Genomic DNA, 25344 nt, shown 5'->3' on the forward strand with positions numbered 1-25344 from the left:
GTCCGGTGCCCCAATCGCCGGGGCGCCGGACGCAGTTGCGGATGGGCCTCGGACGCAATCACAGCTTGGCATCAGGCCGGGTTACTCCCGGAAACCCCTTTTCCCACAGGTTCACCTCCATCACTATGGGGCACCCCCATACCCGCCGGTAGCTCAAGGCTCCGGCCGGCAGAGCGACGGGGATGCGAGTGCGAGGAGGCACGGGAATGGCTGGGGCCGGCCGGACCGACGCTGAGGACGAGGACGCAGGGACCGAGGGCGGCATACACGCCACGGCGTCCGACGCTCAGCTCACCGAACTGTTGCGTGCCGACACTCCGACCGCGTATCCGGCGCTGCGCGAACTGCGCGGGCGCCACCGGCCCGCGGTCCTCACGTACGCCCGGCTGTGCACCGCGGACGAGACCGCCGCCCGGCAGCTCACGGCGCAGGCGTTCGCCCTCGCGGCGCGCGACACGGCGCGGGGCATCGATCCCAGGGGGCCTTGGCGGCACCAACTGCTCCTCCTGGCAGGGCAGGTGGCCGCTTCCTGGGCGATGGACGAGCGCGGCAGCCGCCTGGACCCGGGCCTGCTCACCCACCTCGCCGAGGCGGGCCCCGAAGGACACGACCCGGCGATGCTCGACGCGTTCCAGGCGCTGCCGACCCGCATACAGGGACTGGTCTGGTACGGCGTCGTCGACGAGGAACCCGACGCCAGGACCGCGATGCTGCTCGGCGCCACACCCCAGGACGTGAGGTACGGCAAGGAGCCCGCCTTCCAGACCCTGCGTCAGGCCTGTCTGAAGGCCCGCCTCGCCCGCTCGGGCAACCCCCGCTGCCAGGACTTCCGCCGGCTGATCGAGGAGGCGGCGCACCCCGAGAACCCCCGCTACAGCGCCGACCTGCACGCCCACATGGCGCACTGCGGGCACTGCGCCGCCGCGTACGAGGAGCTGGGCGCCCTGCGGGACACCCCGCGCGAGGCGCTGGCGGAGGGGCTGCTGCCGTGGGGCGGGGCGGCGTACGTCATGACGGGCGCCGAGACCCGGACTCCCCGTGAGCCGGCGGCCGGCTGGGCCTGGCTGCCCTCGCGGCGCGTCGTCCTCGCCTCGGCCGCACTCGGCGTCGCGCTGACGCCGCTGCTGCTGTTCCTGCTGATGTCGGGCGGTTCGGAGCCCGCGCGGACGGCCGGGGTGGTCCGCACTCCGCAGGCGCCGCCCCCGGTGACGGTGACCGCGACGGTCTCGGTCACGCCGACCCCGTCGCCGTCGGCCACGTCCAAGCCCCCCTCGCCCACACACACGTCGAAGCCGTCCCCGTCCCCCACGCCCTCGAAGACGCCGAAGCCCTCGCCGACACACACCGCCCCGCACCCCCCGAACGGCACCTTCGCCCAGGTGGTGAACGCCGGCTCGGGCCTCTGCCTGGACATCCGCGACGGCGTCATGGACCTGGGCACGGACGTCATCACGGCCCGCTGCACCTCGTCCCGCACCCAGATGTGGCGCGTCGACTCCGGCCGCGGCGTCCTCCAGTCGTACGCCGACCCGGACTTCTGCCTCGACAGCCGCGGCTCCACTGACCGGGGCGTCGGCATCTGGGAGTGCAGCTCGGTCTACGGCTCCAACGGCCAGAACCTGCGCTTCACGGTCGACTCCCGCGGCGAGATCCGCCCGGAGATCGACCCGGACCACGTGGTCACGCCCTACGGCGACGGGCTCGTGCTCGCCTATGACCAGGGGCGGGACGACCAGCGGTGGCGGGCGGGCTCCGCCGCGTGACGTGACCCCGCCTACCCGACCGGGACTCCGCGCCGCCACACCTGCGACACCAGCGGCACCCCCGGCCGGTACGCCAGGTGCACATGGCTCGGGGCGTCGAGGAAGGCCAGGTCGGCGTAGGCGCCGGGCGTCAGACGGCCGATGTCGTCGCGCCGCAGAGCCGCCGCGCCGCCCGCCGTCGCCGACCAGATCGCCTCGTCCGGCGTCATCCGCATGTCTCGTACCGCCAGCGCGATGCAGAACGGGACGGACGAGGTGAAGGACGAGCCCGGGTTGCAGTCGGTGGACAGGGCGACGGTCACGCCCGCGTCGAGGAGACGGCGGGCGTCGGGCCATTCGGCGCGGGTGGAGAACTCGGCGCCGGGGAGCAGCGTCGCCACGGTGTTGCCGCTCGCCAGCGCGTCCACGTCGGCGTCCGTCAGGTGCGTGCAGTGGTCGGCGCTGGCCGCGTCGAGTTCGACGGCGAGCTGGACACCGGGGCCGTAGGAGAGCTGGTTGGCGTGGACGCGCGGGTGCAGGCCCTTCGCCTTGCCGGCGGTGAGGATCGCGCGGGCCTGGTCGCCGTCGAAGGCGCCCTTCTCGCAGAAGACGTCGATCCAACGGGCGTGTGGGACACAGGCGTCGAGCATCTGGCCGGTCACCAGGGCCACGTACCCGGCCGGGTCGTCGGCGTAGTCGGGCGAGACGATGTGCGCGCCGAGGTAGGTGACCTCGTCGGTGTGGGCGGCCGCGATGCGCAGGGCGCGGGCCTCGTCCTCGACGGTGAGGCCGTAACCGGACTTGGTCTCGAAGGTGGTGGTGCCCTGGCGGAGGGCTTCGCCGAGGTAGTGGACGAGGTTGCGCTCCAGGTCCTCGTCACTCGCCGCTCGCGTCGCCGCCACCGTCGTACGAATGCCGCCCGCCGTGTAGCCGCGCCCCGACATACGGGCGTTGAACTCCTGGGTGCGGTCGCCCGCGAAGACGAGGTGCGAGTGGGAGTCGACGAAGCCCGGGATCACCGCGCGGCCACCGGCGTCGACCTGATTGTCAGTGGCGGGTGCTTTGCTTTTCTCACCGGTCCACGCGATGCGGTCGCCGTCGATGACGACGGCCGCGTTCTGGATCAGACCAAGGGGGGATCCGTCACCGAGGGAGGGATCGTTGGTGACCAGGCTGGCGATGTTGGTGATGAGCGTGTTCGTGCCGGTCGTGCTGGTCCTGCTGCTCATGGCGTCCTCGTGGGGGCTCGGGCTGCGGCGGGCGGGGGTGAGCCGCGCGGGCGTGCTGCTGGGCGTCAGGCGCGCAGGGCGTCGATGGCGTCCGCGAGAGCTGTCGGCACCTGCGGTACGAGGGTGTGCTCGCCGTCGCGTACGACGTGCCGGCCTGCCACGACCGTATGGCGTACGTCGGTTCCCGTCGCGGCGAATACGGCCGTCTCGGCACCGAGGCGCGGCAGCGGTCCCGCTGTTCTGACGGAGTCGAGGGCGATCGTCGTGAAGTCGGCGAGCGCGCCCGGCTCCAGGATGCCCGCCTCGTCCCAGCCCAGGGCCGCGTGGCCGTCGGCGGAGGCGGCGCGCAGCAGGGCGGCCGCCGTCCAGTGACCGCGGGTGCGGGTGCGCAGGCGCTCGTTCAGCTCCATCGCGCGGGCCTCTTCGAGAAGGTCGATGACGGCGTGACTGTCGGAGCCGAGGGAGAGCGGCGAGCCCGCTTTCTGGAGAGCGACTGCGGGGCCGATGCCGTCCGCCAGATCCCGCTCCGTCGTCGGGCACATGCACGTGCCCGTGCCGGAGCCGCCGATCAGGGCGATGTCCTCGTCCGTGAGGTGCGTGTTGTGGACGCCCGTCGTGCGGGGGCCGAGAACACCGTGGTCGGCGAGCAGCCGGGTGGGCGTGCAGCCGTGCGTGGCCTGGCAGGCGTCGTTCTCCGCCGTCTGCTCGGACAGATGCACATGCAGCGGGGCCCGCCGCTCCTCGGCCCAGCGCGCGACCGTCGCCAACTGCCCCGCGGGCACGGCCCGTACGGAGTGAATGGCCGCACCGATCCGTGCGTGATCCCGGTCCTTGAGAACTGAACAGCGTTCCGCCCAGGCGTCGGCCGTGCCGTCGGAGAAGCGCAGCTGGTGCTGGTTCGGCGGCTGGCCGAAGCCGGCGGAGAGATAGGCGGTGTCGAGGAGGGTGATACGGATTCCGGCCTCGGCTGCGGCGGCGATCAGCGCCTCACCCATCGCGTTGGGGTCGGCGTACTGGGTGCCGCCCGGGGCGTGGTGCACATAGTGGAACTCGCCGACGGCCGTCACGCCGGCCAGCGCCATCTCGGCGTACACGGCGCGCGCGAGCGCGTGGTACGTCTGAGGGGTCAGCCGGTCCGCGAAGGAGTACATGATCTCGCGCCAGGTCCAGAAGGTCCCGGAGCCGACCTGGACCGTGCCGCGCAGGGCGCGGTGGAAGGCGTGCGAGTGGGCGTTCGCGAGCCCGGGGAGGGTGAGTCCGCGGAGGATCTCGGCGCCCGGGGGCGGGGTGTCGACGCCCGTGCGGACGGCGGTGATGCGGCCGTCCGCCACCTCCAGGGCCACGCCCGGCTCGACGTGGGTGTCGAGCCAGGCGTGTTCCAGCCAGTACGTCTGCGTCACCTGCAGGCCAGCCCTTCGAGTACGTCGGCGAGTGCGGTCACCCCGGCCACGCAGTCGTCCTCGGCGGCGTACTCGGCCGGGGAGTGCGAGACACCCGTGGGGTTGCGTACGAACAGCATGGCGGTCGGGACGGTGCCGGAGAGGATTCCGGCGTCGTGTCCGGCACCCGTGCCCAGAACGGGGACCGTGAGTCCCGCGTGCTTGTCCTTGCCCAGGATGCGGGCGAGCTCGTCGCGCAGGGCGTGCTCGAACTCCACGACGGGCGTGAACGACTCGCGGACGACGTCGAGTTCGACGCCGTGCGCCTCCGCGTACTCGCGGGCCGCCTTCTCGACGCCGGTGACGACCGTGTCGAGGGTCGACTGGTCGGCGGCGCGGGAGTCGAGCCAGCCGCGGACGAGGGAGGGGATGGCGTTCACACCGTTCGGCTCGACGGAGATCTTGCCGAAGGTGGCCACGGCGCCCGCGAGTTGGGCCTCGCGGCGGGCGGCCAGCACCGTCTCCGCGTACGACAGCATCGGGTCGCGGCGGTCCACGAGCCGGGTGGTGCCCGCGTGGTTGGCCTCGCCCCGGAAGTCGAACCGCCAGCGGCCGTGCGGCCAGATGGCGCTCGCGATGCCGACCTGGTCGCCGCTCAGGTCGAGGGCGCGCCCCTGCTCGACGTGCAGCTCCACGAAGGCGCCGATCCGGCCGAGCCGCTCGGGGTCCGGGCCGATGGTGTCGGGGTCGTACCCGGCGCGCTCCATGGCCTGCGGCAGCGTGACGCCGTCGCCGTCCGTGAGCCGGTGCGCCTGTTCGACGGTGAGCTGTCCGGCGGCGAGCCGCGACCCGACGCAGGCCAGCCCGAACCGGGCGCCCTCCTCGTCACCGAAGTTCACGATGGCGAGGGGCCGGGTGAACTCCACCTGCCGGGCGCGCAGTTCGTCCAGCGCGGCGAAGGACGACACGACCCCGAGGGGCCCGTCGAACGCCCCGCCGTCCGGCACGGAGTCCAGATGCGACCCCGTGACGACGGCGTCCCCTTCGGCGGGGTCCCCGAGCCAGGCCCACTGGTTCCCGTTGCGGTCCAGTTCGTAGGTCAGCCCGCGGGCCCGGGCCTGGTCCTCGAACCAGGCCCGGCATTCGGTATCGGCGGCCGTCCAGGCGAAGCGGCGGTAGCCACCGGAGTCGGAGTGCCTGCCGATGGGGAGCAGCTCGCGCCACATCTCGTGGAAGGAGCTGCCGGCCGCGGCCGGTACAGGCTGTGGGCCGCCGTTCCGCAGTGCGGAACGGGTGGACACAGCCGCAGCCGCAGCCACACCCGCACCCGCACCCGCACCCGGCGACGAGACATCCGCCCCGGCCGGACGGCTGCCGCCCCGCTCATCTCCCGTAAGGGTCACGCGTCGCCGCCCTCGCGCATCGGCACGCGCACGCCGCGCTCATCGGCGACCGACTCCGCGATGTCGTACCCGGCGTCGACGTGCCGGATGACGCCCATGCCCGGGTCGTTCGTCAGCACCCGGCGCAGCTTCTCGCCGGCGAGTGCGGTGCCGTCGGCGACGGAGACCTGGCCGGCGTGGATGGAGCGCCCCATGCCGACGCCGCCGCCGTGGTGGATGGAGACCCAGGACGCGCCGGAGGCCACGTTGACCATGGCGTTGAGCAGCGGCCAGTCGGCGATCGCGTCGGAGCCGTCGAGCATGGCTTCGGTCTCGCGGTACGGGGAGGCGACGGAGCCCGAGTCGAGGTGATCGCGGCCGATGACCAGCGGGGCGGCCAGCTCGCCGGAGGCCACCATGTCGTTGAAGCGTTCGCCGGCCTTGTCGCGCTCGCCGTAGCCGAGCCAACAGATGCGGGCGGGCAGGCCCTGGAAGTGGACGCGCTCGCCGGCCATCTTGATCCAGCGGTGCAGGGACTCGTTCTCCGGGAAGAGGTCGAGGATCGCCTTGTCGGTCTTGGCGATGTCGGAGGCCTCGCCGGACAGGGCCGCCCAGCGGAAGGGGCCCTTGCCCTCGCAGAAGAGGGGGCGGATGTAGGCGGGGACGAAGCCGGGGAAGGCGAACGCCCGCTCGTACCCGGCGAGCTGGGCCTCGCCGCGGATCGAGTTGCCGTAGTCGAAGACCTCGGCGCCGGCGTCCATGAAGCCGACCATCGCCTCGACATGCTTGGCCATGGACTCACGGGCGCGGGTGGTGAAGCCCGCCGGGTCCTTGGCAGCAGCGTCGGCCATGTCGTCGAAGTCGATGCCGATGGGGAGGTAGGCCAGCGGGTCGTGGGCCGAGGTCTGGTCGGTCACGATGTCGATGGGGGCGCCCTCGGCCAGCATCTGCGGGAGCAGCTCGGCCGCGTTGCCGAGCAGGCCGATGGAGAGCGGCTTGCGGGCATCGCGCGCCTCGACGGCCAGCTCCAGCGCGTGCCGCAGGTTGTCGGCCTTGACGTCGAGGTAGCGGTGCTCGATGCGGCGCTCGATGGCGCGCGGGTCGACGTCGATACAGATCGCGACGCCGTCGTTCATCGTCACGGCGAGCGGCTGGGCGCCGCCCATGCCGCCGAGACCGGCGGTCAGGGTGATGGTGCCCGCGAGCGTGCCGTTGAACTTCTTGGCGGCGACGGCGGAGAAGGTCTCGTAGGTGCCCTGGAGGATGCCCTGCGTGCCGATGTAGATCCAGGAACCGGCGGTCATCTGGCCGTACATGGTGAGGCCGAGGGCCTCCAGGCGGCGGAACTCCTCCCAGTTCGCCCAGTCGCCGACCAGGTTGGAGTTGGCGATGAGGACGCGCGGGGCCCACTCGTGGGTCTGCATGACGCCGACGGGGCGGCCGGACTGGACGAGCATCGTCTCGTCCTGCTTCAGGGTGCGCAGCGTGCGGACCATGGCGTCGAAGGAGCGCCAGTCGCGGGCGGCCTTGCCGGTGCCGCCGTAGACGACGAGCTTGTCGGGGTGCTCGGCGACCTCGGGGTCGAGGTTGTTCTGCAGCATCCGCAGGGCGGCTTCCTGCTGCCATCCCAGGGCGCTCAGTTCCGTACCGCGCGGCGCTCGTACGGGGCGGGGTCCTGACATGGTCTGCCTCCTGTGCGGACTCGTTCCGGCTGACGGTGCAGCGGAGTGTTCGGAGTGTTGCAGTAGCTATTCACATCCTGACTTCTTGAATAGAGCTAGTCAATAGCTGCATGGGCCAGCGCGGCCACGTCGCGGGTGTTTGGCTGGGATGTATGGGCGCAGACAGGGACAGGACGGGGGATCCGATGGGCGACGCGGCGGGCAGGTCCGGGGTGTCTTCGCACGGCTTGGACGAGGAGGGCTCCGACCGCGTCGCCCGGCGCGACGAAGCCGTCCGGGCCGCCTTGGAGCAAGGGCTCCTCGGGCCGGGAACCCCCATCGTCGCGCTCCTCGACGTCCCCGGCATCCGGGCCTCGGCGGCCTCCCTGCGGGCCGCCTTCGCCACGGTGACCGCTCCCGGCACCCCCGTGCTGCACGCCTTCGCGGTGAAGGCGACCCCGCTCGTGCCCGTCCTGCGGCTGCTGCACGAGCAGGGCATCGGCGCGGAGGTGGCGAGCGCCGGGGAGCTCGCCCTCGCCCGGGCCGCCGGGGTACCGCCGGCCCGCACCGTGCTCGACTCCCCCGCCAAGACCCCCGCCGAACTGCGTGAGGCGCTGGCGCTGGGGATCGCGGTCAACGCGGACAATCCGCAGGAGCTGGACCGCATCGACGGCCTGGTGCGGTCCGCGAACACCCGCTCCCCCCTCGGAATCCGGGTGAACCCGCAGGTCGGCGGGGGTTCCATCGAAGCGCTGTCCACCGCCACGGCAACCTCCAAGTTCGGCGTCGCGCTGCGGGACGAAGGCGCGCGGGAGTGGATCGTCGGGGCGTACGCAGACCGCCCGTGGCTGACCCGGCTGCATGCGCACACCGGGTCGCAGGGCATGCCGCTCTCGCTGATGGCGCAGGGCGTGGCGGAGACGTACGCGCTGGCCGAGGAGATCAACCGGCGGCTCGGGCGGCGGCAGGTCGACACGATCGACATCGGCGGCGGGCTGCCGGTGAACTTCGGCTCGGAGGCGACGGGCCCGACGTACGCGCAGTACGCGCGGCTGCTCGCCGAGTCGGTGCCCGGGCTCTTCGACGGGCGGTACGGGCTGGTCACCGAGTTCGGGCGGTCGCTGCTCGCCAAGCACGGGACGGTGCTCGCACGGGTCGAGTACACGAAGTCCGCCGGGGGCCGGGCGGTCGCGGTCACGCACGCGGGCGTGCAGGTGGCGGCCCGCACGGTGTACGCGCCCGCGTCCTGGCCACTGCGGATCGCCGCGTACGACGCGAAGGGCCGGCCCAAGGCGGGACCGGACGTCGTCCAGGACATCGCGGGCCCCGCCTGCTTCGCGGGCGACCTGCTCGCCGAGGGGCGCGCGCTGCCCCTGCTCGAACCGGGCGACTACGCGGCCGCGCTGGACACCGGCGCGTACTACTTCGCCCACCACTACGCGTACAACTCCCTTGCCCGGCCGAGCATTTACGGCTTCGCACCGGACGGGGAGGGCGGGGTGCGCTTCGCGGTCGCACGGGAGCCGCAGACCCTCGACGAGATCGTCGCGGAGTCGGGCGGGGCACAGCCGTCGGCACTGACGGGGCTTTAGCCTCCGCCAGACGGGCGCGCCCTGGGCTTCGCCCCGCCGGACCGGGTCCCACGGGCCTTCACCCTCCGGCTGACCGGCTCCCGTGGGGCGTCGGCCTCGGGCGGACCAACTCCCACGAGCCTTCGGCCTCCGGCGGACCGGCGCACCCTTCGCTCCCCGACGGACGACTCCCGCAGGGCCCCGACCTCCGACAGACCGCCTCCCGCAGGGCCTCGACCTCCGACGGACGACTCCCTCGGGGCCTCGGCCTCCGCCGGACCGGCTCCCGCGAGGCCTCGGTCTCCGCCGGACCGGCGCTCTGCGGGCTTTCGCCCGTCCCCGGCGAGCCGCGCGAGCCCGTTTGCCCGCATTCCCGTTCGCGCACCCCACCGATCCGCACTCACCCCGCAGGACCGGTGGCGCCCGCCGCGCCTCCGAGCGCCCCCGCACACCTTTGCGCGCCCCCGCGCACCCCCCGACAAGCCTTCGAAGCGGCTCCAACAAGCCAGAAAATATGGTCAGTTGACCCACCTTAGTCACCGCGGGCATGTTCCACAGGAAAATGCCAGAACCCTCATCCCTCGCGCACACGTTGCGTAACTTCGGCGTCACTCGGCCGAACCCTTGGTGGGAGGGGAGACACGGTGCCCGGAATCGACGAGTGCCTACTGGAAGCCATGACACTGCCCGGTGCCCGGGGTGCCGCGGTGGTCGACTGGACCAGCGGCCTGGCCCTGGGCACCGTCGGGGAAGCGCCGGGCGGTGATCACGAGACGACCGCGGCGGAGGCCGCCGAGCTCGCCCGGCTCGCCGCCGAACACCGCGCGTTCGCCCCGGCCGACGGCTCCGGCTGGTCCGAGTGGGAGACACCGGTCGAGGACCTGATCATCAGCAACCGGGACAGCTACCACCTGCTGCGGTTCGTGCGGACGACCTTCGACAGCAGTGTGTTCCTGCATCTGTGGCTGGCCCGCGCGGACGGTAATCTCGCGCTGGCCCGCATCCGGCTCGGCGAGCTGGCCGGACGGCTGGTGTTGGTATGACGACGGTCAGAACACCTCCCCCGCCCCGGCTCCCGGTCCGGGACAGAGCGGCGGACCCCGCCGGCGGCGTCTCGCCGATGCTCAGCCGGCTCGCCGCCGAGCGGGCCACCGGCGTCCTGATGCGCGAGCGCGGCACGCTCTACCTCGCCGACGGCGACGTGGTGCACGCCGAGAGCCCCGCCACTCCGGGGCTGGAGGCGCTGTTCGCCGCCCGGGGAGTGCTGGACGCCGAGGTGTGGCGGGAGGCCGTCGCCGCGGCCGGGGCGCGCCGCGAGGTCGGCCGCTTCCTGGTCGACAGCGGCCGGATCGCGGAGGGCGCACTGGAGCTGTGCCACCTCGGCTCGCTGTACGACGCGGCGTACTTCGTGCTCGGGCCGAGCAGCACCCCGACCCGCTTCCGGTACGGGGCGGCGCACTGGCTCGGCCCCGTGCGCCCGGTGCCGGTGGCCGCCCTGGAGCGCGAGACCGTACGCCGCCGCGAGCTGCTGCACCGCATATGGCCCGACCCGGCGACCGACACCGCACCGCTGATGCGCTCCCGGCTCGCCGCCGGGCCGCCGGTCCCGCTGCGCCAGGAAGCCGTCCTCGGCCGGGTGGACGGTGTGCGCACCGCGGCGGACGTCTCGCTCGCGCTGGGGCGGCCCGCGTTCCACACCCTGGTCGAGCTGCGACGACTGGCAGCCGCCGGGCTCGTGACGGCGGCACCCCCGGCCGAGCCGCCTTCCCTGCCCCGTGTGCTCACGCAGTCCTCCACCGATCCCGACGTCGCGTTGCTGCGGCGACTCAGAGACGCACTGGAGGCGCTGTGAGCCCCAACCCGCGGGAGGCCTTGTGATCCGCGCGCTACGACAGCGTGCCGAGAGGAGACTGCTGATGGCGGCGGAGCCCGAAGTCCTCGACGAACTGCACCGGCTGAGGGCCCGAGTGCCCCAGCTGACCGGGGCGCTCGCGGCCAGCGCCGACGGTCTGGTGCTCGCCCACGACACCCCCGGCGTGGAGCCGGACGGCCTGGCCGCGCTCACCGCGGCCGCGCTGGGCGTCGCCGTACGGATGGCGGACGCCACCGAGCAGGGCGACTTCCGCGAGCTGCTGGTGCGCGGCGTCCACGGCTATGTCGCGACGTACGCGGCGGGTGCCTCCGCCGTGCTGACGCTGCTGGCCCAGGACCGGGTCAACGTCGGCCGGCTGCACCTGGAGGGGCGTCGCTCCGGCACCCGGATCGGCGAGCTCGTGGACGCCGCGACGGCGCGCGGCGAACCGGTCGCCCCGGCGCGGGCTCCCGCGAAGGCCGCCTCCCCACCCTCACGTACCCGCACGGCGCGCGGCACGGCAAGTTCCCGCGCCACCACCCAGACCCCCAACACCCCCACCACATCGGAAAGTTGAAAGGAACCGGCACCATGGCCAACACCGAAACCGCGCTCAAAGAGGCGCTCGCATCCATCGAGGGCGCGACCGGAGCCGCTCTCGTCGACTACACCAGCGGAATGGCGCTGGGCACGATCGGCGGCAGCAAGAGCTTCGACCTCACCGTCGCGGCGGCCGGCAACACCGACGTCGTACGCGCGAAGCTGCGCACCATGGAACACCTGGGACTGAAGGGCGAGATCGAGGACATCCTGATCACGCTGAGCGACCAGTACCACCTGATCAGGCTGATCAAGGGGCGCGGCGGCAACGGCCTGTTCCTGTATCTGGTGCTCGACGTCAAGCGTTCCAACCTGGCGATGGCCCGCCACCAGTTGCGCAGGATCGAGGCGGACCTGGAGGTGTAGCCGACACCAGCCGCCGTCAGCGGCGCCGCGCTCCGCCGGGCGCGGCGTCGCCTGCCGAGACACCGGTGGCCCGGCAGGCCTTGACCGGCTTGCCCGCAGGGGCGCCCGCGCGCCGGCCGAGCCAGTCGACGCGCACCCAGATCAGCGCCTGCTCGGCGCGTTCGCGGCGCCCGAGCCAGCCGGCCTTCAGCCACAGGCCGACGCCCGCACCGGCGAGCATCATGCCGCCCGCGGCGGGCAGCGCGAACGAGCTGGCCAGCGCGGCCAGGGAGGCGAGGACGAGCCACCAGCGGTGGCCCCGGCGCCAGTTGCGTACCGTCACGGCGCGGTCCTGGAGAACGTCGTGCTTGCCGGCCCGGGCGGCGGAGCGGACCAGGGCGGCGTACCGCTTCCTGTGCCAGTACGCCACCACGGCGGCCGTGACGATGAACAGCACGGCCCCGGCCATGACCCCGATCCGGCGCCCGGTCAGCCCCGGCACCAGCACTCCGATCCCGGCCGCGAACACCCCGAACCACCACAGTGGGGCCGCCCCGGCCCTCACGACGACGGCCACCCGAGCCAGCCCCTGCCCTCCGCGCGCCACGTTCCGCCTCCCGTCCAGCGTTCTCAGCGTTCTCAGCGCTTTCAGCGTTCTCAGCGCTTTCAGCGCTTTCAGTATCTTCGGGCGCGCACGCTAGCGAGGGAAGGTGAGACGAGTCTGAGAAGCACCGCCGCTCCACCTCAGGGTGACTACTCCACGAACAGGCCCCGCGCGGCGGCCCGCACGTCGAACTCCTCCAGCCGTGCCTGCGCGTCCGGCAGGTCGTCGCACATCGCCTCCAGCAGGACGCGGCCCAGCAGCATCGGGGCACAGGCCGTGTCGAAGGCGAGGCCGGTGCCGACGGCGGCGGGGAGCAGCAGGTCCGACACCTTCGCCACCGGCGCGAAGGCGGAGTCCGCGACCGTGACGACGGTCAGCCCGGCCTCCTTCGCGTACGCCAGCGACTCCACGACCTCGCGCGGGTGCCGGGGCAGGGCGAAGCACAGCAGGGCGCTCGCCCCGGCCCGGACCGCCGCGTCGATACGGTCCTGGAGCATCGTGCCGCTCTCGTGCAGCAGGCGTACGTCGGGGTGGACCTTGGCGGCGAAGTACGCGAAGCCGTACGCCTGGGAGGCCGCGGCCCGCAGGCCGAGCACCGGGAGGGGGCGGGACGCCGCGAGCAGCCGGCCCGCCCTGGCGACCGGGCGCGGGTCGGCGAGCACCTCCGCGAGATGCTTCAGGTTCTCGATCTCGGCCTCGACGGCCTGCTGGTACTCGTTGTACGAGGCGGTGTCCACGGCCGGTTCGGCGGGCGCGACCTCACGCAGGTGCTTGCGCAGCGCGGGATAGCCGTCGAAGCCGAGGGCGACCGCGAAGCGGGTGACCGAGGGCTGGCTGACCCCGGCGAGCTCGGCCAGCTCGACGCTGGACAGGAACGGCACGTCGGCGGCGCGCCGCACCATGCTGTGCGCGATGCGCCGCTGGGTCGGCGTCAGCCGGTGCCCCTCGAAGAGCGCCTGAAGCCGCGCGGCGGGACTGTCCGTCACGCCCATGTCCCTGTCCCCGTCCACGCCCGTGCTCCTGTCCATGCTCATGACGCGCTCCCCCTCCAGATGTCCGTGAACCGGTCGAGCAGTGCGGCCGCCGCCGTCACGTCGTCCGTGAGCGGGCGGTCGGCCTGGTCCGGTTCGAGGACCGACTCGGCCAGCTCCAGCGCGCGGCCGGCCGGCAGTTCCGGCTCGGGCCGCAGGTCGCGCTGGCGCAGCGCCCGTACGGCGGCCACCAGTTCACAGCCGACGACGAGACGGTACGCACCGCACGCCCGCAGTGTCTGACGTGCGGCGAGCGAGGCGAAGCTCGCCTGCTCCTCGACGCCCCGGGAGAGTACAGCGTGCCCGAGCGAGGCGGGTGCGGAGAAGGCCCGCAGATCGCCGAGGGCGGCAGCGGCGGCGTACTCCAGGATCATCACGCCGGACGAGGCGGGCTCGTGGTCGGCGAGGAAGGGGCGCAGCCGGGTGTAGGCGGGTTCGTTGAGGGTGGAGAGCCGCGAGGTCGACAGGCGCGCCACCTGGGTGACCGCCAGCCTGAAGTGGTCGAGGGCGAGAGCGAGTTGGGCTTGGTAGAAGCCGCCGTGGTGGTACGCGGCCATGTCCTCGGGGGAGATGAGGGGGTTCTCGGCGGCGGCGTTGATCTCGACGGTGAGGACCCCTTCGAGCGCGTCCGCGGCGTCGTGCGCCGGGCCGTGGATCTGCGGGACGCACCGGAAGCCGTACGGGTCCTGGATCCGCCCGAGCGGCGGCGTCGGCCGGTCCGCCGCGCCGATCAACTCCCGCATCCGTCGGGCCACTTCGGTCGAGCCCTTGTGCGGGCGGGCGGCGTGCACAGGCGCCGCGTAAGCCTCGTGCGACCCGTCGACGGCCAGCAGCGACAGCGCGGCGACGACCTGGGTGGCCCCGATGAGCCCGCGCAGCTCATGCAGCGCGAGCGCCGCCTGCCCGAGGGTGAGCGCATTGCTGCTGATGAGCGCGAGGGCGTCGTTGTTGTCGAGGGCCTGGGGCTCGGGGGCGAGGTCCTGCGGGGAACGCCCGCCCTCCAGGGCGAGGTCCGCGAGGGAGCGCCCGCCCTCCGGCCCCCGCCAGGGATGCTCACCCACCAACGCAAGGCCGACCTGCGCCAGCGCCGCGATGTCGCCAGTGCCCACGGACCCGAACTCGTTCACGACGGGATACACCCCCGCCTCCAGCGCCTCGCACAGCGCCGTCACGACGGTGGGACGCAGGCCCGCGCCGCCCGCGAGGAGCTGGTTGGCGCGGACGGCGAGCATCGCCCGGACCTGGCGGGCGGGGAGCTCCTCACCGATGGCGCCGGCGTGGCTGCGCAGCAGCCGCAGGCCGTGCCCCGCGGCGGCCTCGGTGGGCACGTCCTCGTTCCGGTTGGCGCCGACGCCGGTGGAGCGGCCGTAGACGCGGCCGGTCGCGGCGATCTGCCGGGCCGCGTCCCAGGACTCCTCGACCCGCTTCATCGCATCGGTGCCCGGCACCGGCCGCGCGGCCCCGTCGGCGAGCCGTACGACGTCCTCGACCCCGGTGCTGTGTCCGTCAAGGACCACTAGACCGACCGACGCCGGGGGTGTCACCGCATTCGCTGCGTCCACAATCCGAGACGACATAGCGCCCAAACTCCCCTCACACCGGACATTCGATCTTGCCTGGCGGTCATAAGTAACCGGCGATTAACACCGAACCGTTGACAACCTATTCAGGTACAGAGAACTCTGCATGACGATATGCAGACCGGGCAAGGGACACCTCATGATCCAGTTCGATACGGTCCACAAGCGCTTCCCGAACGGCACGACGGCCGTCCACGACCTCTCCCTGGAGATGCCAGAAGGCGGCGTGACCGTCCTCGTCGGATCTTCCGGTTGCGGTAAGACGACCACCCTCAGGATGATCAACCGGATGGTCGATCCGACCTCCGGCACCATCCGGGTCGGCGGCAAGGACGTCCTGGAACAGGACGCGGCCGAACTGCGCCGTTCCATCGGTTACGTCATCCAGCAGTCGGGGCTCTTCCCGCACCGCACGGTGCTCGACAACATCGCCACCGTGCCGCTCCTCCTCGGCTGGGGCCGCAAGAAGGCGCGGGCGAGGGCGGCCGAGCTCCTGGAGACCGTCGGCCTGGCCGCCGACGCCGGGAAGCGGTACCCGCACCAGCTCTCCGGCGGCCAGCAGCAGCGCGTCGGCGTCGCCCGCGCGCTCGCCGCCGACCCGCCCGTCCTTCTCATGGACGAGCCCTTCGGCGCGGTCGACCCGGTCGTGCGCACCCAGCTCCAGGACGAACTCCTTCGTCTCCAGAAGGAGTTGAGCAAGACCATCGTCTTCGTCACGCACGACATCGACGAGGCGGTACGACTCGGCGACCAGATCGCGATCTTCCGCACCGGCGGCCATCTGGTGCAGTGCGCGACGCCCGCGGAGCTGCTGGCCCACCCGGCGGACGACTTCGTGGCGGACTTCCTCGGCGCCGAGCGCGGCCTCAAGCTGCTCTCGCTGAAGTCCCTCGCGGACCTCCCGCAGGGCCCGGCCCCCGAGGGCGGCGCCTGGACCCTCGTCCTCGACGAGGCCCGCAAGCCGCTGCACTGGGCGTCGAAGTCCTCGAAGGGCGCAGAACTCCCCGTACGGCCGCTGAAGGACAGCGACTCCCTGCTGGCGGCCCTCAACGAGTCGATCGCCTCCCCCACCGGCCTGATCGCCCGGGTCGACGCGGCCGGAGTCCTCACCGGTGTCTCGTCCCGGGACGACATCCACGAGCAGGCGGGCCGTGCCCACACGGAAGCGAGCGTGCCCGCATGACCATCGACTGGTCGTGGATAGGCGACCACACGGACGACCTCACCACGCTCACCTTCTCCCACCTCCAGGCCGCCCTCTCGGCAGTCTTCTTCGGCCTGCTGATCTCGCTCCCCCTGGCCGTCGTCGCCCACCGGGTCCGCCCGCTGCGCGGCTTCCTCCTCGGCCTCTCGAACGTCCTGTTCACGATCCCGTCGATCGCGATCTTCGTACTCCTGCTGCCGGTGAGCGGTCTCACCCGCACCACGACGGTCATCGGCCTGACGGTCTACTCCCTGGTCGTCCTCCTGCGGAACACGGTCGAGGGCCTCGACTCGGTCCCCGCGAAGACCAAGGAGGCGGCTAAGGCGATGGGCACCCGCCCCCTGCGCACCCTCCTGACCGTCGAACTCCCCCTCGCCCTCCCGGTGATCATGGCGGGAGTCCGGATCGCCACGGTCATGTCGATCTCCCTGGTCTCCGTGGCGACCTACATCGGCGACGGCGGCCTCGGCCAGCTCTTCACCGACGGCTTCCAGCGCGACTTCCCGACCCCGGTCATCGCCGGTGTCGTCCTGACCCTGCTCCTTGCCCTGGTCGCGGACGCGCTGCTGGTCGCGATCCAGTACGTACTCACCCCGTGGACGAGGCGGCGAGCCTGATGTACGAACTCTTCAAGAACCTCGGCAGCTGGCTGATCAGCGGCGACCAGTGGTCGGGCACGGACGGCATAGCGCACCGCCTGGCCGAGCACCTGGAGTACTCCCTCTTCGCCACGCTCATAGCGGCCGCCATCGCGCTCCCGCTGGGCCTGCTGATCGGCCACACCGGCAAGGGCGCGTTCCTGGCCATCAACCTCGCGTCCTTCGGCCGCGCGCTCCCCACGGTCGGCCTGGTGGTCCTGGTCTTCCTGGTCAGCGGCCTGTCCCTGTGGTCGGTGTACGTGGCCCTTGTGGTCCTCGCCGTACCTGCCATCGTCACCAACACCTACGCGGGCATGAGCGCGGTGGACCCGGAGGTGAAGGACGCGGCGCGGGGGCAAGGCATGCGCGGCCACCAGGTCCTGTTCCAGGTGGAGATCCCGCTGGCCCTCCCCCTGATCATGACGGGCCTGCGGCTCTCCCTGATCCAGGTGGTGTCCACCGCCACGATCGCCGCGTACGTCAGTTTCGGGGGCCTCGGCCGGTACGTCTTCGACGGCCTGGCCCAGCGCGACCTCGTCCAGGTTCTCGGCGGCGCGGCCCTGGTCGCGATCGTCGCCGTCGTACTCGACCTGGCGCTGGCCGGACTCCAGCGCTACCTCTTCCGCCACCGCCGTACCGCAGCCCACTGAGGAGCCGAAGAACCATGAACCGTAGGACCCTGCTCGGCGGCCTCTTCGCCGCCGCCTCCGTCCCCGCCCTCGCCGCCTGCGGCAGCGGCATCACCTCGCTCGACGGCTCCGGCAGCGCGGACAGCGGCGGCTCCGGATCCAGCGCCGGCGGCGTGACCATCGGCACCGCCAACTTCACCGAGAACCAGATACTCGGCTACCTGTACGCGGGTGTCCTGGGCGCCGCGGGCATCAAGACCAAGGTCCGCCCCAACCTCGGGTCGCGCGAGATCGTCGTCCCCGCGCTCAAGGGCGGCGACATCGACCTGCTCCCCGAGTACCAGGGCAGCCTCCTCCTCTACTTGGACGAGAAGGCCACGGACACGGAGGCGGGCGCGATGCAGAACACGCTGACCACCGTGCTGCCCAGCGGCCTCGAAGTCCTCCCGTACGCCGCCGCCGAGGACCGCGACAGCTTCGCCGTCACCAAGGAGACCGCCGACAAGTACGGCCTCACCTCCCTCGCCGACCTGCGCAAGGCCAACGGCAAGCTGATCCTGGGCGCCGCCGCCGAGATGAAGAAGCGCGTCGTCGGCGTCGTAGGCCTCAAGGACCGCTACGGCGTGGAGTTCAAGGAGTTCAAGTCCCTCGACTCCTCCGGCCCGCTGGTCAAGGGCGCCCTGAAGAAGGGCGACATCGACGTCGCCAACGTCTTCACCACGGACGTCGACGTCATCGAGAACGGCTGGGTGGTCCTCACCGACCCCCTGAACCTGATCCCGTCCCAGCACATCGTCCCCCTCATCGCCTCCCGCAAGGCCGACGCCAAGGTCCGCAAGGCCCTCGCCACCCTCGGCAACGTCCTCACCTCGGAGGAACTCACCAAGCTCAACCGCCTGGTGGACAAGGACAAGAAGGACCCGGACGAGGTCGCTGCGGCTTGGCTGAAGGGGAAGAAGCTGGCGTGAGCGGTGAAATGCCAGGCGGTTCACGCGACGTGAGCATGCGCCGCAAACGTGGATGCGCTGGGGTTCCTCCGGGGGTCGGAGCCCCCGGTTGCGCGAAGGGGTGCACGTGCAGGCACCTTGCGAGGTGCAGATGTTTCACCGGTATGCAGTGAGTGCCGCGTTTCCACCCGGCTGGACTCGTGGTGTCACACCTGAGGCATGTCCGAAATGACAGCTATGAGGGCTGTCGTTACGTTCGTCGCAGATCGGTCGCCCGGCCGACGTCCGTGAGACAGAGAGAAGCGACATGCCCATGCGCACCTTTGCTGTGGCCGCTGCCGGAGTAGGCGCGGCGGCCCTTGCGGCCATCGGTATCACCTACGCCTCGACCGCCGGATCCGCCCCGGCGTCCCCGTCCGCCCACCGGGCGGCCTCGCCTGTCCAACGGGCGGCCCCGTCCGCCCAACGGGCGGCCCCGCCTGTCCAACGAGCCGCCCCTGCCGCGGCTCCCTCGGGCGGCGGCAGTGCAAGCGGGAAGAAGGACGAGGGCCGCGACCGCGAGGGCGGCGGACGCGGCTACGGCCATAGGGAAGAGGGAAGGATCTACTTCAACGAACGTACGTACTCCGCCGCCGCTGAGGGCTGCATCACTGCGGCCAGCGGACTGGGCTCCAGTAGCTTCAGTGTTTTCAATGACAGCCGGAAGACTGTCGAAATCTTCCGCGGCTTCGCCTGTGACCACGGCGGTCCGGTCGCCACCGTGGGTCCCCACGGCGCCACCCATGGCGTGGTGACCCGTACGGTCCATTGGGGCGTGTTCGGTGACGATGGCGTCGTGGGCAGCTTCCGGGTGATCGGCGACCACGACGAGTGGTGACCGCGCCGCCCGGAGCACAGGAAAGATCCCGGCCCGCCGCAATCGGGCCGGCGTTTCCGGCTTCGTGGTTGTGCGTGGGGCCGCGGCAGGCACGCGGGCGCCTGCCGACGGGTCACACCCGCACCGCCGACCCCCGCTCACTCATCCGAGGCGCGCAAAGAATCCTCTTCTTCCGCACCCGCTTCCCCTCGATCGCCGCGACGGTCAACCGAGCCGCCTCCGCGGCGATCTCGGCCAACCCCCAGTCGACCGTGGTCAACGGAGGCGTAAGCACCCTCGACACCGGGTGGTCGTCGAAGCCGACCACGGAGACATCGCGGCCCACTTCCAGCGAGGCCTCGGCGGCGGCGGCGTACACCCCGTACGCCAGTGAATCGGAGAAGCAGAAGACGGCGGTCGCGGGCCGCGCCCCGTCCAGGACGCGGCGGGCCACGACCGTCGCCTCGCCCAACTCCTGGGGGCAGGGGACCAGTTCGGCGTGCAGCCCGAGGCGGTCGGCGGCCTCGCGGACGTATACGTCGGCGGGGCGGTCGGGTGTGCTGGGCCGGGTCGGGGTCAGTACGGTCACGCGGCGGTGGCCGAGGCCGTGGAGGTACTCCAGTACGGCGTCGATGCCGGCCCTGTTGTCGAAGATGACCTGTCCGGCCGTGCGGGCCGCGCTCAGCGAGTCGCCGACGGCCACCACCGGGAGCGCGTCGGCGATGGCGGCCCAGCCCTCCGCCGAGGGGTTGACGGGGGACACCAGCAGCGCGTCGACACGCTGGTCGCGCAGTTGCTTGGCGAGGACCAGTTCGCGGTCGGGGTCGCCGCCCGCGTCCAGGATCAGCGCGTAGCGGTCGCCGGCCAGCAGTTCCCGGCCGATGGCGGCCATCAGCTGCTGCTGCCAGAGGTCCTGGAGGTCGCCCGCGAGGACGCCGACCATGCTGGTGCGGCCGCTGGCGAGGGCGCGGGCGATGGGGTCGGCCTCGTAGCCGAGTTCGGCGGCGGCCTTGCGTACCCGCTCCTCGGTCTCCTTCGAGACGTGCTTGCCGCGCAGGGCATAGGAGACGGCGGCGGTGGAGAGGCCCGTGGCCTCGGCCACCTCCCGGAGGGTGGTGCGCTTGTTGGGCCTGGCCATGCCGGGAAGCCTACCGGGACCCGTCCGCATTGTGGGCACGCGGCGCCGTCCACTCCCTGCCACGGTCATTGCCATAGCCACACGGTTGACAGATCGGCTTGTTAACCGCTTAAGTTAACCGCATAAGTGAAGCGGTTAACTATCGCCCGACCCGCCCCTCGACCTCACCCCACCCCCCCAACCCCGCCTCCCGCCCCGAGGACCGCCGCGTGCCCACCGACGTCCACCAGCACATCTGGCCGCCCGCCTTCGTCGAGCTGCTGCGCGCCCGCACCGCACCGCCGTACCTCGACGGCTGGACCCTGCACCTGGCGGGCGAGCCGCCGTACGAGGTGGACCCGGCCGACCACGACATCGCGGCCCGCACCCGCCTCGCGGCCTCCGACGGCCTCGACCTGGCCCTCGTCTCGCTCTCCAGCCCGCTCGGCATCGAATACCTGCCGCCCGCCGAAGCCGCCCCGCTGCTCACCGCCTTCCACGACGGTGCCCTCGCCCTCCCCGCGCCCTTCGGCGTCTGGGCCTCGCCCTGTCTGTCGGCACCGGACCCCGAGGCGGTCTCGCGCGAACTGAGCCGTGGCTGCGCGGGCCTCCAGCTCCCCGCCACCGCACTGCTCGACGCGGCCGGCTGGGAGCGCTGCGCCCCGCTTCTCGACGTCCTCACCGACACCGGCCATGACAAGCCGCTCTTCATCCACCCCGGCGCCGCCCCGCCCACCCCCGACGCCCCGCCGTGGTGGCCCGCCCTGGTGCCGTACCTCCACCAGATGCACGCGTCCTGGTTCGCCTTCCGCGCCTTCGGCCGTGCCCGGCACCAGCGCCTGCGCGTCTGTTTCGCGGCCCTCGCGGGCCTGGCCCCGCTGCACGGCGAGCGGCTCGCGGCCCGTGGCGGAGGGCGCGGTGAGGTCGACTTCGACGCCTTCTACGAGACCTCGTCCTACGGAACACGCGCCGTCGACGCGCTCGTCCGGGCCGTCGGCATCGACGTGGTCGTCAGCGGCAGCGACCGCCCCTACGCACTCCCCGTCATCCCCGACCTCGGCGCGGACGCCGCCACCCACGCCCTGCGCACCGCCAACCCCGCCCGCCTGCTGAAGGGAGCCACCCCATGACGTACGAGGCCCTGCCGGACCGCACCCTCGACAAGCGCGAGCTCCAGGCGCTCACCGACGACCTCGCCGCCCGCCCCGAACTCTGGCGCGCACAGGTCGCCTTCTCCGACGAGGAGCGGCACTACGCGTCGCTCTACCGCGACGAGTACGTCGACGTCTGGCTGCTCTGCTGGACCCGGCAGAACGACACCGGCTGGCACGACCACGACATCTCCTCCGGCGCGGTCGCCGTCGTCCAGGGCGCGCTGAACGAGTCCAACCCGCGCATCGGCGGCAGCCATCTGTCCGTCACCGTCGGCGCGGGCGAGTCGTTCTGCTTCGGACCCGAGCACATCCACCGCCTCACCGGCGCCACCGACGACGCGGTCTCCATCCACGCGTACTCGCCGCCGCTGTGGCGCCTCGGCCAGTACGACATCACCGAGGACGGCCTGATGCGCCGGATCTCCGTCTCGTACGCCGACGAACTGCGGCCGCTCGACATCCCGGCCGCCTGACCTGGGGGTGCACACCCCGGCTCCCGATCAAGAACCGGTATCGCGGGGGCGATGATCCGGCGATGAGATAACCAAGTGTCGCTAAATGGGCACTCAGGGTGATGTGCGCGTGCGTACGGTGAATGAGCGCTACAAGCACAACTCCTGAGGGAGCGTCATGCCCTCGAACCGCAGGGCCTTTCTGGCGGCGACCACCGCCGCGCTCACCGCGACCCCGACCACTTCGGCCGCCGCCGCACCGCATCCACGTCCACATCCGTATCGGGATCCGGACCCACATCCGTATCGGGATCCGCACCCGCACTCGCACCCGACGACCGCCCGCGGGGCCCTCGCCGAACTCCTCGCGGGCAACCGGCGGTACGCCGCCGGGCACTCCCGTCATCCGCACGAGGGGCGCTCCCGGCGGCATGTCCTCGCCGCCGAGCAGCACCCGTTCGCGGTCGTCGTCGGGTGCATCGACTCGCGTGTGCCGCCCGAGCTGGTCTTCGACCAGGGGCTCGGGGACCTGCTCTGCATAAGGACCGCCGGCCAGGTGCTGGACGAGGCGGTGCTCGGGTCCATCCAGTACGGGGTGGCGGAGCTGCACATTCCGTTGGTGCTGGTTCTCGGGCACGAGCGGTGCGGGGCCGTCGCGGCGACGCTCGCGCACCTGCGCGACGGGACGCCCGTGCCGGGGCATCTCCGGCTGCTGGTGGACGAGATCGCCCCCGCCGCGCGGCGGACCCGGGGGCTGCCCGGGGACTGGGCCGATCACACCGTGCGGGCCCACACGGCGTGGGTCCGCGATGTGATCCGGGCCGATCCGGCGTTCGCCACGGCGCGGGTCGCCGCCGCGCGGTTCGACCTCGACACCGGGCGGGTGGGTCTGCTGCCCTGAGCCCCTCTTGTCGCCACGCATCTCTCTCCCCCCCACCTCCGTACCCCCCAATCTCGGTACCCCCCATCTCCGTACGCGAAGAAGTCACGCACCCCCCATGAAGCACTCCCCCGCCCTCACCCGGGCGCTCTCCGTCCTGCCCTCCTCCGCCGACTTCCGTTCCATGACCCGCGCCCCGCGGCGCGACCTCCTCTGCGGGCTCACGGTCGCCGTGGTCGCCCTCCCCCTCGCCCTCGGATTCGGGGTCACGTCCGGGCTCGGGGCCGCCTCCGGGCTGGCCACCGCGATCGTTGCGGGGACGCTCGCCGCGCTGTTCGGCGGGTCGGCGAGACAGGTCAGCGGGCCCACCGGGGCGATGACCGTCGTGCTGGTGCCGATCGTTCACGAGTACGGCGCCGACGGCGTGCTGACCGTCGGGCTGATCGCGGGGGTGATGCTGCTGGCGCTCGCCTTCGCCCGGGCGGGAGCCGCGATGGCGTACGTGCCCGCCCCTGTCATCGCCGGTTTCACCGTCGGCATCGCCTGTGTGATCGCCTTGCAGCAGGTGCCGTCGGCGCTGGGCGTGCCCGTGCCGGGCGGTGACCAGGTCGCGGAGGTGGCGGCGCGGGCGGCCGAGGAGTTCGGGCGGGGCCCGCAGTGGGCGGCGCTCGCGCTGTCGCTGGGGTCGGCGGCGGTGATGCTGGCCGGCGCCCGCTGGAAGCCCGGGGTGCCGTTCTCCCTCGTCGCCGTGGCCGCCGCGACGCTCGTCGCGGAGGGGTTCGGCCTGCGGGTGACCCGGATCGGCAGCCTGCCCGCCTCCCTCCCCGCCCCGTCCCTCGCCTTCTTCGACGTCTCCCGCGTGCCCTCCCTCCTCGCGCCCGCCGCCGCGGTCGCGGCCCTCGCCGCCCTGGAGTCCCTGCTCTCCGCCTCGGTGGCGGACGGCATGCGCCCGGGTGAGCGCCACGACCCCGGCAAGGAACTCTTCGGCCAGGGCATCGCCAACCTCGCGGCCCCGCTGTTCGGCGGCGTACCGGCGACGGGCGCGATCGCGCGTACGGCGGTGAACGTCCGTACCGGCGCGGCCTCCCGCCTCGCCGCGCTCACACACGCGGTGATCCTCGCCGGGATCGTCGCGGCGGCGGCCCCGCTGGTGGCGCGGATCCCGCTGGCCGCGCTGGCGGGCGTGCTGCTCGCCACCGCCGTACGGATGGTGGAGACGGGCGCGGTACGGGCGATGGCGCGCGCCACGCGCGGGGACGCCCTCGTGCTGGCGCTCACCGCGTGCGCGACGCTCGCCCTCGACCTGGTGCGGGCGGTGCTGCTCGGCCTCGGAGTGTCCGTGCTGCTCGCCCTGCGCGCGGCCGTGCGCGGCACCCGGCTCACTCCGGCGGCCGGTGACGAGGGGCCGGGGTGCGCGGAGGTCACGTACCGCTTCGACGGGCCCCTCCTGTTCGCCGCGGCCCACCGTTTCCGGCGCAGCCTGGCGGATGTGCACGGGGTGTCGGCGGTCGACCTGCGGATGTCGGGCCTGACGGCGGTCGACGCGACGGGTGCGCTGGCGCTGAAGGACGCGGTGGGGGATCTGCGGGGCCGGGGCATCGAGGTCCGCATCACCGGGGTCGAACGGGGTCACCGCAGGGTCCTGGAGTCGCTCGGGGTGCTGCCGCCGGGGGTGCAGCCCAGTGCGAACAGGGGGGCTGTCCCCAGTGTCACGGGGGCCTCGGCTCCCTAACCTGAACACCATGACCGGTAGGGAAGCCCACGGCGACGCCGAACTGAAGAAGGAACTCGACGCCACTCTGCATGCGCGCAGGGAGCTGGGCGACGAGTACGAGTCCGCGCTGGTCGACTCGTTCCTGGAGAAGGTCGAACAGCGCCTCGACGGCGCGGTCGACCGCCAGGTGCGGCGACAGCTCGCCGAGCAGCAGATGGTGGTGGCCCGCGGCGCGCGCTCCCCACAGGGGTCCGACACCTGGGGTGAGCGCTTCGGGTTCGGGATCGTCTCGCTCGTCCTCGCGATCCCCTTGTCCGCGATCGGCGGCGGCGTGGCGGACCTGCCCGGCCTGCTGGTCGCCTGGGTCGGCATCGTAGGAGTGAACGTGGTCCAGGCCGCGCGCCTGTCCCCGAACTTCTTCGGCCGCCGCAGGGACACGTCGCACGGCTCGGACTGGGACAAGTAGCGGCGCCGGTTCAGGCGCGACAGAAGGGCCCGGCACCTGTGTGAGGTGCCGGGCCCTTCCGACGTGTTGCGCGGGGACCGCCGCACCCCCCGTTGCCGGGAGGGCGGGACGACGGCGGTCCCCGCGAGGGACGCGTGCCGGGTCAGGGCCGGGCTTGCGCGTCCGTGGCGTCCATGGAGGTCCGGGAGCCGCTCCGGAGGTCCTTGGCGCCGTTTTGGTTGTCGCCGGGGCGGGGAGCCGCTCCCGCCCTGCCGACAACCACTAATGTGCCGGACCCGTGTTAAGCGGGTGCTGCGCGGACGTGACGCGCT

At 72.5% G+C, this 25344-nt stretch carries 24 protein-coding genes; 16 read left to right on the plus strand and 8 right to left on the minus strand.

The genetic code is table 11. The features are described from left to right. Positions 1–206: 206 nt before the first annotated feature. On the plus strand, positions 207–1763 hold the full coding sequence (locus AB5J50_RS20825; protein WP_369259949.1) for a ricin-type beta-trefoil lectin domain protein: 1557 nt from the start codon (positions 207–209) through the stop codon (positions 1761–1763). Positions 1764–1774: 11 nt separating this feature from the next. Here AB5J50_RS20825 and hutI read toward each other — a convergent pair whose 3' ends face one another. The 4 genes from hutI to hutU form a co-directional block, all read right to left on the minus strand. Next, on the minus strand, positions 1775–2971 hold the full coding sequence (gene hutI, locus AB5J50_RS20830; protein WP_369259950.1) for an imidazolonepropionase: 1197 nt from the start codon (positions 2969–2971) through the stop codon (positions 1775–1777). Positions 2972–3036: 65 nt separating this feature from the next. Then, positions 3037–4371 (minus strand): formimidoylglutamate deiminase, encoded by a 1335-nt coding sequence (locus AB5J50_RS20835; protein WP_369259951.1) that lies wholly within the window; start codon positions 4369–4371, stop codon positions 3037–3039. Further along, positions 4368–5576: an allantoate amidohydrolase gene (locus AB5J50_RS20840; RefSeq protein ID WP_369265457.1), complete on the minus strand. Its 1209-nt coding sequence runs from the start codon at positions 5574–5576 to the stop codon at positions 4368–4370. Before AB5J50_RS20840 ends, AB5J50_RS20835 begins: the two co-directional genes overlap by 4 nt. 173 nt (positions 5577–5749) lie before the next feature. After that, positions 5750–7414 carry a urocanate hydratase gene (gene hutU / locus AB5J50_RS20845; protein ID WP_369259952.1) on the minus strand — a complete coding sequence of 555 codons (1665 nt, stop codon included), beginning with the start codon at positions 7412–7414 and terminating at the stop codon, positions 5750–5752. Positions 7415–7599: 185 nt separating this feature from the next. On the opposite strand from hutU, the gene AB5J50_RS20850 reads away from it, so the two are divergent. The 5 genes from AB5J50_RS20850 to AB5J50_RS20870 all read left to right on the plus strand — a co-directional run bounded on the left by AB5J50_RS20850 (position 7600) and on the right by AB5J50_RS20870 (position 11782). Continuing rightward, the gene (locus tag AB5J50_RS20850) at positions 7600–8985 is read left to right on the plus strand and encodes a diaminopimelate decarboxylase (RefSeq protein ID WP_369265458.1); all 1386 of its coding nucleotides are present in this window, start codon (positions 7600–7602) and stop codon (positions 8983–8985) included. Between the two features lie 623 nt (positions 8986–9608). Next, positions 9609–10007, plus strand: coding sequence for a hypothetical protein (locus AB5J50_RS20855; protein ID WP_369259953.1), 399 nt, complete (start codon positions 9609–9611; stop codon positions 10005–10007). Next, positions 10004–10816 carry a hypothetical protein gene (locus AB5J50_RS20860; protein ID WP_369259954.1) on the plus strand — a complete coding sequence of 271 codons (813 nt, stop codon included), beginning with the start codon at positions 10004–10006 and terminating at the stop codon, positions 10814–10816. The genes AB5J50_RS20855 and AB5J50_RS20860 overlap by 4 nt, the downstream gene beginning before the upstream one ends. A gap of 64 nt (positions 10817–10880) precedes the next feature. Then, positions 10881–11393, plus strand: a complete 513-nt coding sequence (locus AB5J50_RS20865; protein WP_369259955.1) for a roadblock/LC7 domain-containing protein — start codon at positions 10881–10883, stop codon at positions 11391–11393. A 14-nt stretch (positions 11394–11407) separates the two neighbouring features. Further along, positions 11408–11782, plus strand: a complete 375-nt coding sequence (locus AB5J50_RS20870) for a hypothetical protein (protein WP_369259956.1) — start codon at positions 11408–11410, stop codon at positions 11780–11782. Between the two features lie 16 nt (positions 11783–11798). Here the strand turns inward: AB5J50_RS20870 and AB5J50_RS20875 are convergent, their stop codons facing one another. From AB5J50_RS20875 to AB5J50_RS20885, 3 genes are all read right to left on the minus strand, one after another. Further along, complete coding sequence (locus AB5J50_RS20875) at positions 11799–12368, minus strand: hypothetical protein (RefSeq protein WP_369259957.1); 570 nt, start codon at positions 12366–12368, stop codon at positions 11799–11801. A gap of 146 nt (positions 12369–12514) precedes the next feature. Then, the gene (locus AB5J50_RS20880; RefSeq protein WP_369265459.1) at positions 12515–13393 is read right to left on the minus strand and encodes a MurR/RpiR family transcriptional regulator; all 879 of its coding nucleotides are present in this window, start codon (positions 13391–13393) and stop codon (positions 12515–12517) included. 2 nt (positions 13394–13395) lie between these two features. Next, a complete protein-coding gene (locus AB5J50_RS20885; protein ID WP_369259958.1) occupies positions 13396–14973 on the minus strand; it encodes an aromatic amino acid ammonia-lyase in 1578 nt (525 codons plus the stop codon). A gap of 142 nt (positions 14974–15115) precedes the next feature. Between AB5J50_RS20885 and AB5J50_RS20890 the strand changes: the two genes are divergently transcribed. From AB5J50_RS20890 to AB5J50_RS20910, 5 genes are all read left to right on the plus strand, one after another. Further along, positions 15116–16159, plus strand: a complete 1044-nt coding sequence (locus AB5J50_RS20890; protein WP_369259959.1) for an ABC transporter ATP-binding protein — start codon at positions 15116–15118, stop codon at positions 16157–16159. After that, positions 16156–16797, plus strand: coding sequence for an ABC transporter permease (locus tag AB5J50_RS20895; protein WP_369259960.1), 642 nt, complete (start codon positions 16156–16158; stop codon positions 16795–16797). The genes AB5J50_RS20890 and AB5J50_RS20895 overlap by 4 nt, the downstream gene beginning before the upstream one ends. Then, positions 16797–17468, plus strand: a complete 672-nt coding sequence (locus AB5J50_RS20900; RefSeq protein WP_327435056.1) for an ABC transporter permease subunit — start codon at positions 16797–16799, stop codon at positions 17466–17468. Before AB5J50_RS20895 ends, AB5J50_RS20900 begins: the two co-directional genes overlap by 1 nt. A gap of 14 nt (positions 17469–17482) precedes the next feature. After that, positions 17483–18415 (plus strand): ABC transporter substrate-binding protein, encoded by a 933-nt coding sequence (locus AB5J50_RS20905; protein ID WP_369259961.1) that lies wholly within the window; start codon positions 17483–17485, stop codon positions 18413–18415. 292 nt (positions 18416–18707) lie between these two features. After that, positions 18708–19271 (plus strand): hypothetical protein, encoded by a 564-nt coding sequence (locus AB5J50_RS20910; RefSeq protein WP_369259962.1) that lies wholly within the window; start codon positions 18708–18710, stop codon positions 19269–19271. Positions 19272–19383: 112 nt separating this feature from the next. Here AB5J50_RS20910 and AB5J50_RS20915 read toward each other — a convergent pair whose 3' ends face one another. Continuing rightward, positions 19384–20388: a LacI family DNA-binding transcriptional regulator gene (locus AB5J50_RS20915; protein ID WP_327429262.1), complete on the minus strand. Its 1005-nt coding sequence runs from the start codon at positions 20386–20388 to the stop codon at positions 19384–19386. A gap of 209 nt (positions 20389–20597) precedes the next feature. On the opposite strand from AB5J50_RS20915, the gene AB5J50_RS20920 reads away from it, so the two are divergent. The 5 genes from AB5J50_RS20920 to AB5J50_RS20940 all read left to right on the plus strand — a co-directional run bounded on the left by AB5J50_RS20920 (position 20598) and on the right by AB5J50_RS20940 (position 25033). Then, positions 20598–21497 (plus strand): amidohydrolase, encoded by a 900-nt coding sequence (locus AB5J50_RS20920; protein WP_369259963.1) that lies wholly within the window; start codon positions 20598–20600, stop codon positions 21495–21497. Continuing rightward, a complete protein-coding gene (locus AB5J50_RS20925) occupies positions 21494–21994 on the plus strand; it encodes a cysteine dioxygenase family protein (protein WP_369259964.1) in 501 nt (166 codons plus the stop codon). Before AB5J50_RS20920 ends, AB5J50_RS20925 begins: the two co-directional genes overlap by 4 nt. Before the next feature lie 157 nt (positions 21995–22151). After that, the gene (locus AB5J50_RS20930) at positions 22152–22874 is read left to right on the plus strand and encodes a carbonic anhydrase (protein WP_369259965.1); all 723 of its coding nucleotides are present in this window, start codon (positions 22152–22154) and stop codon (positions 22872–22874) included. 97 nt (positions 22875–22971) lie between these two features. Next, entirely contained in the window at positions 22972–24585 is a 1614-nt protein-coding gene (locus AB5J50_RS20935; protein WP_369259966.1) for a SulP family inorganic anion transporter, read from the plus strand. A gap of 10 nt (positions 24586–24595) precedes the next feature. Continuing rightward, positions 24596–25033 carry a hypothetical protein gene (locus AB5J50_RS20940; RefSeq protein WP_369259967.1) on the plus strand — a complete coding sequence of 146 codons (438 nt, stop codon included), beginning with the start codon at positions 24596–24598 and terminating at the stop codon, positions 25031–25033. Positions 25034–25344 lie beyond the last annotated feature (311 nt).

This window comes from Streptomyces sp. R35, assembly GCF_041053035.1.
Taxonomy (GTDB): Bacteria; Actinomycetota; Actinomycetes; order Streptomycetales; family Streptomycetaceae; genus Streptomyces; species Streptomyces lutosisoli.

Excerpts from the sequence above, each read along its gene's own strand:
- AB5J50_RS20880 (WP_369265459.1), bottom strand. The coding sequence starts at position 13,393 with ATGGACAGGAGCACGGGCGTGGACGGGGACAGGGACATGGGCGTGACG.
- AB5J50_RS20930 (WP_369259965.1), top strand. The coding sequence starts at position 22,152 with ATGCCCTCGAACCGCAGGGCCTTTCTGGCGGCGACCACCGCCGCGCTC.
- AB5J50_RS20885 (WP_369259958.1), bottom strand. The coding sequence starts at position 14,973 with ATGTCGTCTCGGATTGTGGACGCAGCGAATGCGGTGACACCCCCGGCG.
- AB5J50_RS20915 (WP_327429262.1), bottom strand. The coding sequence starts at position 20,388 with ATGGCCAGGCCCAACAAGCGCACCACCCTCCGGGAGGTGGCCGAGGCC.
- AB5J50_RS20910 (WP_369259962.1), top strand. The coding sequence starts at position 18,708 with ATGCGCACCTTTGCTGTGGCCGCTGCCGGAGTAGGCGCGGCGGCCCTT.
- AB5J50_RS20890 (WP_369259959.1), top strand. The coding sequence starts at position 15,116 with ATGATCCAGTTCGATACGGTCCACAAGCGCTTCCCGAACGGCACGACG.
- AB5J50_RS20940 (WP_369259967.1), top strand. The coding sequence starts at position 24,596 with ATGACCGGTAGGGAAGCCCACGGCGACGCCGAACTGAAGAAGGAACTC.
- AB5J50_RS20935 (WP_369259966.1), top strand. The coding sequence starts at position 22,972 with ATGAAGCACTCCCCCGCCCTCACCCGGGCGCTCTCCGTCCTGCCCTCC.
- AB5J50_RS20865 (WP_369259955.1), top strand. The coding sequence starts at position 10,881 with ATGGCGGCGGAGCCCGAAGTCCTCGACGAACTGCACCGGCTGAGGGCC.
- AB5J50_RS20850 (WP_369265458.1), top strand. The coding sequence starts at position 7,600 with ATGGGCGACGCGGCGGGCAGGTCCGGGGTGTCTTCGCACGGCTTGGAC.
- hutU (WP_369259952.1), bottom strand. The coding sequence starts at position 7,414 with ATGTCAGGACCCCGCCCCGTACGAGCGCCGCGCGGTACGGAACTGAGC.
- AB5J50_RS20895 (WP_369259960.1), top strand. The coding sequence starts at position 16,156 with ATGACCATCGACTGGTCGTGGATAGGCGACCACACGGACGACCTCACC.
- AB5J50_RS20900 (WP_327435056.1), top strand. The coding sequence starts at position 16,797 with ATGTACGAACTCTTCAAGAACCTCGGCAGCTGGCTGATCAGCGGCGAC.
- AB5J50_RS20860 (WP_369259954.1), top strand. The coding sequence starts at position 10,004 with ATGACGACGGTCAGAACACCTCCCCCGCCCCGGCTCCCGGTCCGGGAC.
- AB5J50_RS20905 (WP_369259961.1), top strand. The coding sequence starts at position 17,483 with ATGAACCGTAGGACCCTGCTCGGCGGCCTCTTCGCCGCCGCCTCCGTC.
- AB5J50_RS20840 (WP_369265457.1), bottom strand. The coding sequence starts at position 5,576 with ATGTGGCGCGAGCTGCTCCCCATCGGCAGGCACTCCGACTCCGGTGGC.
- AB5J50_RS20825 (WP_369259949.1), top strand. The coding sequence starts at position 207 with ATGGCTGGGGCCGGCCGGACCGACGCTGAGGACGAGGACGCAGGGACC.
- AB5J50_RS20925 (WP_369259964.1), top strand. The coding sequence starts at position 21,494 with ATGACGTACGAGGCCCTGCCGGACCGCACCCTCGACAAGCGCGAGCTC.
- AB5J50_RS20870 (WP_369259956.1), top strand. The coding sequence starts at position 11,408 with ATGGCCAACACCGAAACCGCGCTCAAAGAGGCGCTCGCATCCATCGAG.
- hutI (WP_369259950.1), bottom strand. The coding sequence starts at position 2,971 with ATGAGCAGCAGGACCAGCACGACCGGCACGAACACGCTCATCACCAAC.